Source organism: Clostridium sp. MT-14 (assembly GCF_042436595.1).
Classification (GTDB): Bacteria; Bacillota; Clostridia; order Clostridiales; family Clostridiaceae; genus Clostridium_B; species Clostridium_B aromativorans.
Genome location: NZ_JBHMIY010000015.1, coordinates 1 through 13,974, shown reverse-complemented (window position 1 = coordinate 13,974; position 13,974 = coordinate 1). Strand labels below are relative to the sequence as shown.

Below are 13,974 nucleotides of genomic sequence, written 5' to 3'. Positions count from 1 at the left end.
TTATCTAATAATGTATCCTCGAGGGCAACTGATTCTATATTAATTACTTACTGTACAACTCTACTATTAATGTTTCATTAACAGGGACATCTATTTCATCTCTTGATGGTTCTCTAATAACCTTTCCCTGAAAGTTCTCTATATCTCCTTCTAACCAAGCTGGTAAAGTTTTAGGATTTTCTGCAAAAGTTTTAAATTTTTCTGATGTTTTGCTCTTATCATTCACAGTTATTACATCATTAATTGACACTTTAAAAGAAGGAATATTTACCTTCTTACCATTAACTAAGAAATGACCATGAGTTACTAATTGTCTAGCCTCTGATCTTGACTGACCATAGCCAAGTTTGTAAACTATATTATCGAGTCTTGTTTCAAGCAAAACCAATAAGTTTTCACCTGTTATACCCTTTTTCATATCAGCTTTTTCATAGTATCTTCTAAACTGTCCTTCTAATATTCCATATATTCTCTTAGCTTTCTGTTTCTCTCTTAATTGCAGGCCATAGTTTGATATTTTCTTTCTTCCCTGCCCATGCTGTCCCGGTGCATACCCTCTTCTTGAAAATGCACATTTATCTGTATAACATCTATCGCCTTTGAGGAATAGTTTTAAACCCTCTCTCCTGCAAAGTCTACATACTGACCCAGTATATCTTGCCATTAAAATTTACACCTCCTATTACTAAACTCTTCTTCTCTTTGGTGGTCTACATCCATTATGCGGTATTGGAGTTACATCTTTAATTAAAGTAACTTCAAGTCCTGCTGCTTGGAGTGATCTTATTGCCGCTTCTCTGCCCGCACCTGGCCCTTTTACATATACTTCAATACTCCTCAATCCATGTTCCATAGCTGCCTTAGCTGATGTTTCAGCTGCCATTTGTGCAGCAAATGGCGTACTTTTTCTAGAACCTTTAAATCCTAAACCGCCTGCACTGGCCCAAGATAAAGTATTTCCAGCAGCATCTGTAATAGTAACTATTGAGTTATTAAAAGTTGATCTTATATGTGCACAGCCATGTTCAACATTTTTTTTCTCTTTTTTTCTTCTGGTAGTCTTTTTAACTTTTCCAGCTGCCATCTTTTCCCTTGCCTCCTTATTATTTTACTAACCTCTTTTTAGCTCCTACTATTTTCTTAGGTCCTTTTCTAGTTCTCGCATTTGTCTTAGTTTTTTGCCCTCTAACTGGCAGACCCTTCCTATGTCTTATTCCTCTATATGAACCTATTTCTACTAATCTCTTTATATTGAGAGCAACTTCTCTTCTTAAATCCCCCTCAATCCTTAAATTTTTTATATAATTTCTCAGCGAGTTAATTTCCTCTTCTGTTAAATCCTTAACTCGGGTATCTGGATTGACATTAGCTTCTTTTAGGATTTTTTGAGAAGTAGGTAACCCTATACCATATATATAAGTGAGACCTATCTCAACTCTTTTTTCCTTTGGTAGGTCAATACCTGCTATTCTTGCCATTAAAATTTACACCTCCTGAGTATCTAATGGATAAAGATTTATTTATATTTATTATATAAAGTTTTAAAGTCAGCAGAATATATAAAATATTTTGCTGCAGCCGCACTTTAAAACATGATTAGCGTAAAATTTACATTATAAAATATCAATTTAGCACATTATTTGTTCTATCTATATAATATACATTTTATACTTAGCCTCATTTTTAACTAATTTATCCCTGTTTTTGTTTATGCTTAGGGTTTTCACATATAACCATTACTCTTCCCTTTCGCTTTATGATCTTACATTTTTCACACATAGGCTTAACTGATGGCCTTACTTTCATCGCTAACCCTCCCCTCAATCACTTTGCCCTCCAGGTTATTCTTCCCCTAGTTAGATCATATGGGGAAAGTTCTACTGTAACCTTGTCACCTGGAAGTATTCTTATAAAATTCATTCTCAATTTACCCGATATATGTGCCAATATTTTATGTCCGCTCTCTAATTCTACTTCAAACATTGCATTGGGCAAAGCCTCCAAGACAGTACCCTGCATTTCAATAACATCATCTTTTGACATAAGGTAATCAAACCTCCTTGTTATTGCTGACTGCGAAACCATTCTTTAATATCACTTCTAGTATATTATAAAGATAATATTATACTCTTTTAATTTACATTAGTCAATACTCCATTATTGAATACTTCAAAAATGAATTTTTACACTACACCTGTAGCAACAATAATCACTCAACTTCAACAATATTTCTGTCTACAGCCTCTTTGAAATTCTATCCAACCCTTCAATAGTTTATTCTACATTTCACCAACTTATCATATAATGCCTCATAACTAGACAATATAACCTTCTAGAACATTTTTATTTGTGAATATCTTTCAAAACATCTTTTATATTCTGAAAAACTTGATCTATTTCACCAGTCCCATTCACTGTAGAAAGTACATCCTGGGCTTCATAATAGTCAATCAAGGGTTCAGTCTGCTTGTCATACACATCCAACCTACTTTTAACAGTGGCTTCGGTATCATCTTTCCTCTGTACAATGTCATTATGACACACATCACATTTTCCCTCTACTTTAGGTGGATTAAATTTTATATGATAGCTTGCACCACAAGATGGGCAAACCCTTCTTCCCGTTATCCTATTAAGAATCAAGTCTTTAGGAACATCAATAAGAAGAGCTACATCTATCCTTCCCCCTGTATTACTCAGAAATAAATCTAAAGCTTTGGCTTGAGTTACTGTCCTTGGAAATCCATCTAGCAAAAACCCTTTTTTACAGTCATCCACAGCCAATCTATTTTTCATCATACTTATAGTAATTTCATCAGGTACTAATTTTCCTTCATCTAAATATTTTTTAGCCTCAACCCCAAGGGAAGTTTTTTCTGAAATATTCTTTCTAAATATATCACCAGTAGATATATGTGGTATAAAATACCTCTCGCTGATAAATTTAGCCTGAGTTCCCTTTCCTGCTCCCGGAGGTCCTAATAAGATTATCTTCAAATAGCATCATCTCCAAAATAATTTATTAATTCAAAAATCCACGATAATGACGCACTAACAGCTGGGATTCTATCTGCCTTACAGTCTCAATAGCAACATTCACTATGATAAGCAATCCTGTTCCACCAAAATATATACCTTTAAAATTAGTATAGGTTTCTGCTATTATAGGTGATATAGCCACTATGCCGGCAAAAGCTCCTCCTAAAAATGATACTCTAGCCAAAACCCTTTCTATGAATATGGTTGTTGGTTCTCCTGGTCTTATTCCCGGTATAAACCCAGATGATTTATTCATATTCTCAGCCATTTCCTCCGGCTTAAGAGTAACTTCGGTATAAAACCAAGTGAAAAAAATTGTCAATAAGAAATACAGCACCGAATATTGCCAATTGCTCTCTTTAAATGGACTAAATGAGCTTACTGTTATAAAGTTATTAAAAGCAGAATCAGGCCAAAACTGACCTATAGTAGCTGGAAACTGCATAACCGATATGGCAAATATAATTCCAATAACAGCTGCTCCATTTACATTAATGGGGATATGCGTTGACTGTCCCTTATACATTCTACCACCATTGGTTTTGCCAGCATATTGTATTGGGATTCTTCTTTCAGCCAAACTCATGAGTACAACTGCTATAAACAGTATAATTATTGCCGCTCCAAATCCTATTAATTCCACAAAATTAACCGTTCCAACTTGCTGAAGATTAAATATACTGGATACAGCAGACGGAAACCTCGAAATAATATTTACAAATATTATAAGAGAAATTCCGTTTCCAATGCCATGCTCCGTGATTCTATCACCAAGCCACATGAGAAAAGTCGATGCCACAGTTACAGTAAATATTATCATAATTATATTTATTTTATTAGATGGATCTACCAGCGCACCAGCTCTACTTATTATAGCATATATGCTAAAGCCTTGAATTACTCCAAGTGGTATTGATGCATATCTTGTATATTCCTGTATTTTCTTTCTTCCTTCCTCTCCCTCTTTAGACAATTGTTCTAAACGAGGTATAGCAACTGTAAGCAATTGAAATATAATGGAGGAATTGATAAAAGGGATAACTCCCATAGCAAATATACTAAATCTGCTAAATGCACCTCCTGCTAAAAGATCATAGAATCCAAATAACGATCCATTTTGAGTTAAATTAGTCAATTTAGTGGTATCAATCCCTGGAACAGGAATAAAATTACCCAACCTAAATACTACTACCATAAGTATAGTAAATATCAATCTCTTTCTAAGTTCAGGAACCTTCCAAGCATTACGTAAGGTCGATAGCACCTTATATCACCTCTACTTTTCCTCCAGCCGCTTCTATCTTTTCTGCTGCAGTTTTTGTAAATTTAGCTGCTTTTACCGTGAGCTTCTTTTTAAGCTCGCCATTTCCAAGTACCTTCAATCCATCTTTTGATCCTCTTATAATTCTCTTTTCTAAAAGTAATTCCGGTGTAACTTCTGTCCCATCTTCAAATATATTCAATCGTTCAACATTCAATTCAAAATACTCTTTTGCAAATATATTAGTGAAGCCCCTTTTAGGAAGTCTTCTATAAAGTGGCATTTGTCCGCCTTCAAATCCTATTCTCACTCCACCGCCGGATCTGGCTTTTTGACCTTTTTCACCTTTTCCGGCATTTCTTCCAAAACCTGAACCAGTACCTCTTCCAATTCTTTTACGTGATTTTCTTGAGCCTTCTGCTGGTTTTAACTCATGAAGTTTCATTTATACTTACACCTCCTCTGTACTATGCTTCTTCCACATCTAAAAGATAGCTAACTTTTTTGATCATGCCTCTTATCTGAGGAGTATCCTCTTGCTCTACAATCTTCCCTATTTTCTTTAATCCAAGAGCATTAACAGTAGCAATGTGATCTTTTTTTCTGCCTATTAAACTTTTCTTTAAAGTTATTTTAAGTTTAGCCAAGGTCATTCCCTCCTAACCTAAAATCTCTTCGACAGTTTTACCTCTAAGACTAGCTATATGTTCTGCTGTCTTTAGTTTTGATAAACCATCAATAGTAGCATTTACCATATTTCGTGGATTATTAGAACCCACTGATTTTGCTCTAACATCCTTTAATCCCGCAAGTTCAAGCACCGCTCTAGAAGGTCCACCTGCTATAATTCCAGTACCTTCAGGTGCTGTCATTATAAATACTTTTCCTGTTCCAAATTGACCTGTTATGTCGTGTGGCACTGTTGTACCGAAAATTGGTACATCAATTAAATTCTTTTTTGCATCTTCTATTCCTTTTCTAATTGCTTCGGGTATTTCTATAGATTTTCCCGTTCCCACTCCTACATGGCCGTTTTCGTCGCCCACTACAACTAGAGCACTAAATCTAAAGTTTCTACCACCTTTAACAACTTTAGCAACTCTATTTATAAATACAACTTTTTCTTTAAGATTTAAAGTGCTAGGATCAATTCTCATTTACTTCCCTCCTCTTTTAAAATTCCAATCCAGCTTCTCTTGCTCCATCAGCTAAATTTTGTACTCTTCCATGGTATACATATCCACCTCTGTCAAAAACAACTCTTTTAATTCCTTTTTCCATAGCCTTTTTTGCTATAGCTTCTCCAACAACTTTTGCTGCTTCTTTATTACTCCCTATACCTTGAAAATCCTTATCCAAACTTGAAGCAGAAACTAGAGTTGCTCCCTTTATATCATCTATTATTTGAGCATATATATTCTTATCACTTCTGTATACCGAAAGTCTTGGTCTTTCAGTTGTTCCAAAAATCTTTTTACGAACTTTAAGATGACGTTTTTCCCTCAACTTTTTTCTATCATCTTTTTTAAACATAAGGTTCACTCCTTTCTACTACTTCTTACCAGTTTTCCCTTCTTTACGCCTTATAACTTCATCTTCATATTTAATACCTTTTCCTTTATAAGGCTCAGGTTTTCTCCATGATCTTATATTTGCCGAAACATACCCTACTAATTCCTTGTCAATACCTTTAACTACAATTTTTGTAGCAGCCGGTGTCTCAAAAGTTATGCCTTCAATTGATTCTATTTCAACTGGATGGGAATATCCTAAATGTAGAACTAATTTTTTACCCTGTAATTGAGCTCTATATCCAACACCTACTAATTCCAGCGTTTTTGAATATCCCTCAGTTACGCCAATAATCATATTATTTATCAATGCTCTTGTAAGTCCATGCAGAGCTTTAGTTTGTTTTTCATCATCATTTCTCTTACATATTACTGTATTGTCTTCCAAAGTTATATTTATGTCTTTTCTCATAGCTTTAACAAGCTGGCCCTTAGGCCCTTTTACAGTAACAACGTTATCTGGCGTTACTGTAACGGTGACACCACTTGGAACAGCTATTGGAAGCCTTCCTATTCTTGACATCATTACACCTCCTGTATTACTCATAGGTTGGTAACAACTATCGTCGATCGTTGCTACTCTTTTTATATTCCACATAAATCTTATCTCACATTAAAATGAACTACCATATGTAGCATAGTACTTCTCCGCCCACACCTAATTTTCTTGCTTCTTTATCAGTAACAATCCCTCGGGAAGTGGATATCACTGCAATTCCAAGACCATTTAACACTTTAGGGATTTCTTCCTTTCTGCAATAAACTCTTAACCCTGGTTTAGATATCCTCTTGAGTCCAGTTATAACTCTCTCTTTATTTTTACCATATTTCATGGAAAATCTTATCATATTAACAGAACCATCCGCATATTCCTCTATATCCTTTATATATCCTTCTTGAAGCATTATATTCAATATTTCCTTCTTAATAACTGAAGAAGGTACTTCTACCACCTCATGCCTAACAACATTTGCATTTCTTATACGTGTAAGTAAATCTGCTATAGGATCAGTCATTACCATTTATTGTGCCTCCTTTCATCAATAACTAACATTTTACCAACTTGCTTTTCTACATCCAGGTATTTCACCCTTATATGCCAATTCTCTAAAACATATACGACATATACCATATTTCTTAAGTACTGCATGGGGCCTACCACATATTCTGCATCTTGTATAGGCTCTAGTTGCATACTTAGGTTGTTTCTTCCATTTCTCTATTAAAGCTTTACGTGCCATATTTTTCCCTCCTTATCTTTGAGCAAATGGCATCCCGAGGAATTTAAGTAATTCCCTTGCTTCTTCATCAGTATTAGCCGTAGTAACAAAGACTACATCCATGCCCCTTACTTTATCTATTTTATCATACTCTATCTCAGGAAATATTAACTGTTCTTTAATTCCCAATGAATAATTTCCTCTGCCATCAAAAGATTTATCCGAAACTCCCGAAAAATCTCTAACTCTAGGCAGTGCAACATTTATTAATTTATCTGCAAACTCATACATATACTGCTTCCTCAAAGTAACTTTACATCCTATAGGCATATTTTCTCTTATCTTAAAATTTGCTATGGATTTCTTCGCTCTAGTCAATACTGGCTTTTGACCCGTAATTATAGCAAGATCATTTACTGCTGATTCTAAGACTTTCGGATTGTCTTTGGCTTCTCCTACACCCATATTAATAACCACTTTTTCAAGTCTTGGTACTTGCATAACATTGGTATATTTAAACTTCTCCATTAAAGCAGGAGCTACTTCTTTTTTATATTTTTCCTGTAATCTCGAACTCATATTTTTGCCCTCCTTTCAAAGATTAGAATGTTTCTCCGCACTTTTTACATACTCTTACCTTTGTTCCATCTTCCAATATTTTATGACTTATTCTAGTCACATTTTTACACTTGTCACAGTACAACATAACCTTAGAGCTGTATATGGGAGCTTCTTTATGAATTATACCACCTTCCATATTCTGCTTATTTGGTTTTTGATGTTTTGAAACTATATTGACACCCTTGACAATAACTCTTCCCACTTTAGGCATTACTGACAGAACTTCTCCTGTCTTTCCTTTGTCTTTACCTGATATTACCATAACCGTATCCTTTTTTCTAACATGCACTTTTGCCATTATAGCCACCTCCTCATCTATAAAACTTCAGGCGCTAACGATAATATTTTCGTAAAATCTTTATCCCTTAGCTCTCTTGCAACTGGTCCGAATATACGAGTCCCTCTTGGCTGCTTATCATCTTTTATTATAACAGCAGCATTTTCATCAAATTTTATATATGAACCGTCTGTTCTTCTAAGTCCTCTCACAGATCTCACAATAACAGCCCTCACAATTTCTCCTTTTTTAACAACACCGCCTGGTGTTGCATTTTTAACACTGGCAACTATTATATCGCCGATATTTCCCCATTTTCTATTGGAGCCGCCTAAAACTCTTACACACATAATTTCCTTAGCACCGGAATTATCTGCAACTTTCAATAATGTCTGTTGTTGAATCATTGAAAACCCTCCTTTCAGCTATTCTACTATTTAGCCTTTTCCACTATTTCTACAAGTCTCCATCTTTTATCTTTAGATAAAGGTCTTGTTTCCATTATCAATACTCTATCATTATTTTTAGCTTCATTTTTTTCATCATGAGCCTTAAATTTAGTAGTTCTGTTGACTGTTTTACCATATAACGGATGACGAACTTTTGTCTCAACTGCAACTACTATAGTCTTATCCATTTTATCGGAAATAACTCTTCCTACTCTTGTCTTTCTATATCCTCTTTCCACAGAATAAACCTCCTTTCAGCCTACTGTTCTAACGATCTTAGTTCTTCTTCTCTGAGAATGGTTTTAATTTGGGCTATAGACTTTTTAACTTCCTTTATCCTCATGGGATTTTCCAGCTGGCCTGTAGCTAATTGAAATCTCAAATTAAACAATTCAGATTTAAGATCCAGTACCTTAGCTTGTAAATCTTGAGGACTGTTTTCTCTCAATTCTTTCAATTCTCTAGCCTTCATTGCTTTCACCACCCACTTCTTCAAAATCTTTTCTTGTGACGAACTTAGTTTTTATAGGCAATTTATGTGATGCAAGTCTCATTGCTTCTCTTGCTATTTCTTCAGATACACCTGACAATTCAAACAATACTCTGCCTGGCTTAACAACTGCCACCCAATATTCCGGTGCTCCTTTACCAGAACCCATACGTGTCTCAGCAGGTTTTTGAGTAATTGGCTTATCTGGGAAAATCTTTATCCAAAGTTTTCCTCCTCTTTTTATATATCTATTTATAGCTACTCTGGCTGCTTCTATTTGGCTAGCAGTTATCCACGCACATTCTGTAGCCTGTATAGCATAATCACCATATGCTATAAAGTTGCCCCTTGTAGCTTTGCCTTTCATTCTACCACGCTGCACTTTACGATGCTTAACCCTTTTAGGCATTAACATAATCCTATTCCTCCTTCCTATGCATTAGCTTTTTTCTTATCCTCAACAGATTTTTTAGTTGGAAGTATCTCTCCTTTATATACCCATACTTTTACACCAATTTTCCCATATGTTGTATCTGCCTCTGCAAATCCATAATCTATATCAGCTCTTAATGTCTGAAGCGGAATTGTTCCATCATGGTAGGATTCAGCTCTTGCAATTTCAGCTCCCCCAAGCCTACCGGAACATGTAATTTTGACTCCCTTAACACCAGATTTCATTGATCTCTGTATAGTTTGCTTCATAGCTCTTCTAAAAGATATTCTCTTTTCCAGCTGTAGTGCTACATTTTCTGCCATAAGCTGGGCATCAGCTTCTGCAACTTTTACTTCAACTATATTTATCAATATAGTTTTACCTTCAACTATTTTCTGAAGCTGAGATTTTAAAGCTTCAATCCCTTGACCGCCTTTACCTATTATCATTCCAGGTTTAGCTGTAAATATATTTAATTTAACTCTTTTAGCTGCTCTTTCAATCTGAATTTTTGAAACTCCAGCTACAGCAGTTTTTTTCTTTACAAATGTCCTAATTTTATTATCTTCAATCAGATTATCTGCAAAATTTTTTTTATCTGCATACCATTTAGCATCCCAGTCTTTAATTACACCAACTCTTAAGCCATGTGGATGTACTTTCTGTCCCATCTAGTTCCCTCCTTTTTACTCTCTTTCCTTAACTATTAAAGTTATGTGACTGCTTCTTTTATTTATTCTAAATGCTCTTCCCTGAGCATGTGCTTGAAATCTCTTTAACGTTGGACCCTCGCAGGCATACGCTTCTGAAATATACAAATTATCCTTATCTAAATCCAAATTATTCTCTGCATTTGCAACTGCCGATTTCAAAAGCTTATTGACCACTACCGCTCCATCTTTTGGAGTATATTTCAATATGGCAAAAGCCTCATTTACATTTTTTCCTCTAATTAAATCAAGTACAATTCCTACTTTCATTGAGGACATTCTTACGTATCTAGCTATAGCCTTAGCTTCCATTTGTACACTACCTCCTTCCTAGTCCCCTATTGTTGAGCAACACTAGTTGTCTTTTCAGTCTTATCAACTTTTTCAGCAGAGTGTCCTCTGTATGTTCTGGTTAATGCAAATTCCCCTAATTTATGTCCAACCATATCTTCTGATATATACACTGGGACATGTTTCCTTCCATCATGCACTGCTATAGTATGGCCTATCATCTGAGGAAATATCGTTGAACTTCTCGACCATGTCTTTATAACCTTTTTTTCACCATTTTTATTTAACTCATTTATCTTCTTTAAAAGTGATTCCTGTACATAAGGTCCCTTTTTAACTGATCTACTCACTTTTTAGCCTCCCTTCATAAAATATATAACTAATTATGAAACTATTTTTATATTAAAATAAGCAATAAATTAAACCAGTGAAGAGAATGTACATTCTCTTCAAACTATTTACTATTTCTCCCTTTTACCATAAGTTTATCTGAATATTTATTATGCTTTCTGGTTTTAAATCCAAGAGCAGGTTTCCCCCAAGGAGTAAGTGGTCCTGGGTGTCCTACTGGTGCTTTACCTTCACCACCACCATGTGGATGGTCATTAGGATTCATTACAGAACCTCTGACTGTTGGCCTTATTCCCATATGTCTTTTTCTTCCTGCCTTACCTATGTTGACTATCTCATGAGTTAAATTGGAAACTGTTCCTATAGTCGCTCTACATTCTATTCTTATATGTCTCATCTCACCGCTTGGAAGTCTCAATGTAGCATACTTGCCTTCCTTAGCCATAAGTTGTGCAGAGGCACCTGCAGATCTTACAAGCTGTGCTCCTTTCCCAACTTGTAATTCTACGTTGTGAATTATCGTACCAACAGGTATATTTGAGAGTGGAAGACAATTTCCAATCTTTATATCCGCATCCGATCCAGATACTATTATATCTCCAACCTTTAAACCCACTGGAGCTATTATGTATCTTTTTTCTCCGTCCACATAGGCTACAAGAGCTATAAATGCTGATCTATTAGGATCATATTCTATTGTAGCTACCTTCGCTGGTATTCCATCCTTATTCCTTTTAAAATCTATTACTCTATATTTTTGTTTTGTACCGCCACCTATATGGCGAACTGTTATTTTACCGTGAGCATTTCTACCACCGCTTCTCTTTAAAGCCACTAGAAGTGATTTCTCTGGCATATCTGTAGTTATCTCCTCAAATGCATTTACTGTCATATGTCTTCTTGAAGGTGTGGTAGGCTTAAATCCTTTAATTGCCATAACGGTATTCCCTCCCTTTTTTCGCTTATCTGGATTTCTCCAATAACTGCTTCATTCATTGCTTTATTTACTGCTGCATTCCTTCAAAAAATTCTATAGTCTTACTGTCTTCTGTAAGTTTAACAATGGCCTTCTTATAATCAGGTCGTTTTCCAATATGAACACCAACTCTTTTTTTCTTTCCCACATATCTTGCTGTATTTACAGTTTCAACAGTCACATCAAATACATCTTCTACAGCCTTTTTTATCATTAATTTATTGGCATGTATATCAACTATAAAGGTATATTTTTTATCATTCATGCAGCCCATGCTTTTTTCTGTTATAACAGGTCTTTTTATGATATCATAATTAGTATATTTCATTATGCATACACCTCCTCAATTTTTGATACAGCATCCTTAGTTATCATAAGTTTGTCAAATTTTAATATATCATACACGTTTAAATTATTAACAGGAATAACTGATACTCCTGGTATATTTCTCGCTGATCTGTATACATTTTGACTTGATTCAACTGTAACAATCAATGTTTTTTTTGCGTCAAATACATTCAACAATTTTACTATTTCCTTTGTTTTTGGAACATCTATCTCCAAATTATCCAGGACTACCATTTCGTTCTCTTCAACCTTACTGGATAAAGCTGATTTCATAGCTACTTTTCTAACTGATTTTGGAACTGAAATTCTATAATCCCTTGGCTTCACTGCAAAAACTATACCACCGTGAATCCACTGAGGAGCTCTTATAGATCCCTGCCTTGCTCTACCAGTTCCTTTTTGTCTCCAAGGTTTAATTCCACCGCCAGAAACTTCAGCTCTAGTTTTCGCTGACTGTGTTCCCTGTCTCTTATTTGCAAGTTGTGCTACCACTACTTGATGGAGAGCATATTGATTCACTCTAGTTCCAAATACATTATCTGATAATTCAAATTCTCCAATTTTTTGTCCTTCTTTATTAAATAATCCTACATTAGGCATTCTGCATCCTCCTTTCTATTAAAATCAAGCCTTAACAGTATTTCTTATCATTACAAAACTTTTATTAGGCCCTGGTATTCCACCTTTTATTAAAATAACATTTTTTTCAGGAATAACTTTCGCAACTTGTAAATTTAATACCGTGACATTTTTATTGCCCATATGTCCCGGCATTTTCATATTTTTAAAAGTTCTAGATGGATCAGACGAAGCTCCCATCGAACCAACAGCCCTATGAAATTTTGAACCATGTGACATTGGCCCCCTTTGAGCATTCCATCTTCTTATAGTACCCTGAAATCCCTTACCTTTTGAAACTCCTGACACATCTACCTTATCACCTTCAACAAATACATCTACCTTTATTTCCTGTCCGGTTTCATATTTGTCTGCATCATCAACTTTAAACTCTTTTATAAATCTTTTTAGCGGAACACCTGCTTTAGCAAAATGACCCCTTAACGGTTTGTTAACAAGCTTTTCTCTTATATCATTAAATCCCACCTGTATAGCATTATATCCATCTTTTTCTACTGTTTTTTTCTGAACAACTACACAAGGACCTGCTTCAATAACTGTAACAGGAATTACCTTCCCACTTTCATCAAATATCTGGGTCATTCCGAGTTTTTTACCCAGTATAGCCTTCTTCATTTAAATACACCTCCTAAACGTATTAGCGGATCGCATAAACGGTCATAATAGTCAGTAATAATTCTTAATTTATAATTTAATCTCTATATCTACGCCCGCCGGTAAGTCCAATCTCATCAAAGCATCAACAGTTTTAGGTGATGGACTTATTATATCTATAAGCCTTTTGTGAGTCCTTATCTCAAACTGTTCTCTTGAATCCTTATATTTATGTGGAGCCCTTAAGATTGTAACTACATCTTTTTCAGTCGGCAGTGGTACTGGTCCCGCTACCTTTGCTCCCGTGGATTTAGCAGTTTCCACTATTCTCTCAGATGATTGATCCAATATGGTATGATCAAAAGCCTTCAATCTTATTCTTATTTTCTGTTTTGCCATTATTATTTCCCTCCTTTTCATGCACGCTATGCTTCTTACGTACAACAGCGGACACATTCTGTAAACTGTACCAGGCGTTTCATTTAATTTACGCAAAGTGACCTTTTACAAAAGCACCGTCACCTGGTTCAAGACCATGGCATACTCAATCAAGAATTACCCGGAAGTCCGGCAACCTCTTGCTTCATCGCTGTTATAACATCACAACCACTTAATTATACAATAAATTTCTATTTCTGACAAGTGACAAATATAAAATGGGGTGCATTTTTTCCTACTTCCCCATAAATGGATTAATAAGGTAT

28 protein-coding genes are annotated in these 13,974 nt (G+C 35.2%); all 28 read right to left on the bottom strand.

Going from position 1 to position 13,974, the window contains the following annotated elements; all coding sequences use genetic code 11:
* Positions 1 to 43 precede the first annotated feature (43 nt).
* A complete protein-coding gene (rpsD, locus tag ACFHWD_RS11540) occupies positions 44 to 664 on the bottom strand; it encodes a 30S ribosomal protein S4 (RefSeq protein ID WP_150355402.1) in 621 nt (206 codons plus the stop codon).
* 21 nt (positions 665 to 685) lie between these two features.
* Positions 686 to 1,084, bottom strand: coding sequence for a 30S ribosomal protein S11 (rpsK, locus tag ACFHWD_RS11535; protein WP_150355403.1), 399 nt, complete (start codon positions 1,082 to 1,084; stop codon positions 686 to 688).
* A 19-nt stretch (positions 1,085 to 1,103) separates the two neighbouring features.
* The gene (gene rpsM / locus ACFHWD_RS11530) at positions 1,104 to 1,478 is read right to left on the bottom strand and encodes a 30S ribosomal protein S13 (RefSeq protein WP_150355404.1); all 375 of its coding nucleotides are present in this window, start codon (positions 1,476 to 1,478) and stop codon (positions 1,104 to 1,106) included.
* Between the two features lie 214 nt (positions 1,479 to 1,692).
* On the bottom strand, positions 1,693 to 1,806 hold the full coding sequence (rpmJ, locus tag ACFHWD_RS11525; protein ID WP_007062395.1) for a 50S ribosomal protein L36: 114 nt from the start codon (positions 1,804 to 1,806) through the stop codon (positions 1,693 to 1,695).
* A gap of 18 nt (positions 1,807 to 1,824) precedes the next feature.
* Entirely contained in the window at positions 1,825 to 2,043 is a 219-nt protein-coding gene (infA, locus tag ACFHWD_RS11520) for a translation initiation factor IF-1 (RefSeq protein ID WP_011988826.1), read from the bottom strand.
* A 300-nt stretch (positions 2,044 to 2,343) separates the two neighbouring features.
* A complete protein-coding gene (locus ACFHWD_RS11515; protein ID WP_150355405.1) occupies positions 2,344 to 2,997 on the bottom strand; it encodes an adenylate kinase in 654 nt (217 codons plus the stop codon).
* Positions 2,998 to 3,022: 25 nt separating this feature from the next.
* A complete protein-coding gene (gene secY, locus ACFHWD_RS11510) occupies positions 3,023 to 4,303 on the bottom strand; it encodes a preprotein translocase subunit SecY (protein ID WP_150355406.1) in 1,281 nt (426 codons plus the stop codon).
* A 1-nt stretch (position 4,304) separates the two neighbouring features.
* Entirely contained in the window at positions 4,305 to 4,745 is a 441-nt protein-coding gene (gene rplO, locus ACFHWD_RS11505; RefSeq protein ID WP_150355407.1) for a 50S ribosomal protein L15, read from the bottom strand.
* 22 nt (positions 4,746 to 4,767) lie between these two features.
* Positions 4,768 to 4,947, bottom strand: coding sequence for a 50S ribosomal protein L30 (gene rpmD, locus ACFHWD_RS11500; protein ID WP_150355408.1), 180 nt, complete (start codon positions 4,945 to 4,947; stop codon positions 4,768 to 4,770).
* Between the two features lie 12 nt (positions 4,948 to 4,959).
* On the bottom strand, positions 4,960 to 5,457 hold the full coding sequence (gene rpsE, locus ACFHWD_RS11495; protein WP_150355409.1) for a 30S ribosomal protein S5: 498 nt from the start codon (positions 5,455 to 5,457) through the stop codon (positions 4,960 to 4,962).
* 16 nt (positions 5,458 to 5,473) lie between these two features.
* On the bottom strand, positions 5,474 to 5,833 hold the full coding sequence (gene rplR / locus ACFHWD_RS11490; RefSeq protein WP_150355410.1) for a 50S ribosomal protein L18: 360 nt from the start codon (positions 5,831 to 5,833) through the stop codon (positions 5,474 to 5,476).
* 18 nt (positions 5,834 to 5,851) lie between these two features.
* A complete protein-coding gene (rplF, locus tag ACFHWD_RS11485) occupies positions 5,852 to 6,394 on the bottom strand; it encodes a 50S ribosomal protein L6 (protein WP_150355411.1) in 543 nt (180 codons plus the stop codon).
* 100 nt (positions 6,395 to 6,494) lie between these two features.
* Complete coding sequence (gene rpsH / locus ACFHWD_RS11480; RefSeq protein ID WP_150355412.1) at positions 6,495 to 6,893, bottom strand: 30S ribosomal protein S8; 399 nt, start codon at positions 6,891 to 6,893, stop codon at positions 6,495 to 6,497.
* A 33-nt stretch (positions 6,894 to 6,926) separates the two neighbouring features.
* Complete coding sequence (locus tag ACFHWD_RS11475) at positions 6,927 to 7,112, bottom strand: type Z 30S ribosomal protein S14 (RefSeq protein ID WP_150355413.1); 186 nt, start codon at positions 7,110 to 7,112, stop codon at positions 6,927 to 6,929.
* Positions 7,113 to 7,124: 12 nt separating this feature from the next.
* A complete protein-coding gene (gene rplE, locus ACFHWD_RS11470; RefSeq protein WP_150355414.1) occupies positions 7,125 to 7,670 on the bottom strand; it encodes a 50S ribosomal protein L5 in 546 nt (181 codons plus the stop codon).
* Between the two features lie 22 nt (positions 7,671 to 7,692).
* A complete protein-coding gene (rplX, locus tag ACFHWD_RS11465) occupies positions 7,693 to 8,010 on the bottom strand; it encodes a 50S ribosomal protein L24 (protein WP_378061968.1) in 318 nt (105 codons plus the stop codon).
* Between the two features lie 17 nt (positions 8,011 to 8,027).
* On the bottom strand, positions 8,028 to 8,396 hold the full coding sequence (gene rplN / locus ACFHWD_RS11460; protein ID WP_150355416.1) for a 50S ribosomal protein L14: 369 nt from the start codon (positions 8,394 to 8,396) through the stop codon (positions 8,028 to 8,030).
* 26 nt (positions 8,397 to 8,422) lie between these two features.
* On the bottom strand, positions 8,423 to 8,677 hold the full coding sequence (rpsQ, locus tag ACFHWD_RS11455) for a 30S ribosomal protein S17 (RefSeq protein ID WP_150355417.1): 255 nt from the start codon (positions 8,675 to 8,677) through the stop codon (positions 8,423 to 8,425).
* A gap of 20 nt (positions 8,678 to 8,697) precedes the next feature.
* Positions 8,698 to 8,910 (bottom strand): 50S ribosomal protein L29, encoded by a 213-nt coding sequence (gene rpmC, locus ACFHWD_RS11450; RefSeq protein ID WP_150355418.1) that lies wholly within the window; start codon positions 8,908 to 8,910, stop codon positions 8,698 to 8,700.
* Entirely contained in the window at positions 8,900 to 9,343 is a 444-nt protein-coding gene (rplP, locus tag ACFHWD_RS11445; RefSeq protein WP_150355419.1) for a 50S ribosomal protein L16, read from the bottom strand. Before rplP ends, rpmC begins: the two co-directional genes overlap by 11 nt.
* 17 nt (positions 9,344 to 9,360) lie before the next feature.
* Positions 9,361 to 10,032: a 30S ribosomal protein S3 gene (rpsC, locus tag ACFHWD_RS11440; protein ID WP_150355420.1), complete on the bottom strand. Its 672-nt coding sequence runs from the start codon at positions 10,030 to 10,032 to the stop codon at positions 9,361 to 9,363.
* A gap of 15 nt (positions 10,033 to 10,047) precedes the next feature.
* A complete protein-coding gene (gene rplV, locus ACFHWD_RS11435; RefSeq protein WP_150355421.1) occupies positions 10,048 to 10,383 on the bottom strand; it encodes a 50S ribosomal protein L22 in 336 nt (111 codons plus the stop codon).
* A 26-nt stretch (positions 10,384 to 10,409) separates the two neighbouring features.
* Complete coding sequence (gene rpsS, locus ACFHWD_RS11430) at positions 10,410 to 10,712, bottom strand: 30S ribosomal protein S19 (protein WP_150355422.1); 303 nt, start codon at positions 10,710 to 10,712, stop codon at positions 10,410 to 10,412.
* 104 nt (positions 10,713 to 10,816) lie between these two features.
* Positions 10,817 to 11,650: a 50S ribosomal protein L2 gene (gene rplB / locus ACFHWD_RS11425; RefSeq protein ID WP_378061964.1), complete on the bottom strand. Its 834-nt coding sequence runs from the start codon at positions 11,648 to 11,650 to the stop codon at positions 10,817 to 10,819.
* A 67-nt stretch (positions 11,651 to 11,717) separates the two neighbouring features.
* Complete coding sequence (gene rplW / locus ACFHWD_RS11420) at positions 11,718 to 12,017, bottom strand: 50S ribosomal protein L23 (RefSeq protein WP_150355424.1); 300 nt, start codon at positions 12,015 to 12,017, stop codon at positions 11,718 to 11,720.
* Positions 12,017 to 12,637, bottom strand: coding sequence for a 50S ribosomal protein L4 (rplD, locus tag ACFHWD_RS11415; protein WP_378061962.1), 621 nt, complete (start codon positions 12,635 to 12,637; stop codon positions 12,017 to 12,019). Before rplD ends, rplW begins: the two co-directional genes overlap by 1 nt.
* A gap of 24 nt (positions 12,638 to 12,661) precedes the next feature.
* On the bottom strand, positions 12,662 to 13,291 hold the full coding sequence (gene rplC / locus ACFHWD_RS11410; RefSeq protein ID WP_150355426.1) for a 50S ribosomal protein L3: 630 nt from the start codon (positions 13,289 to 13,291) through the stop codon (positions 12,662 to 12,664).
* 69 nt (positions 13,292 to 13,360) lie between these two features.
* Positions 13,361 to 13,669 (bottom strand): 30S ribosomal protein S10, encoded by a 309-nt coding sequence (gene rpsJ / locus ACFHWD_RS11405; RefSeq protein ID WP_106007705.1) that lies wholly within the window; start codon positions 13,667 to 13,669, stop codon positions 13,361 to 13,363.
* Positions 13,670 to 13,974 lie beyond the last annotated feature (305 nt).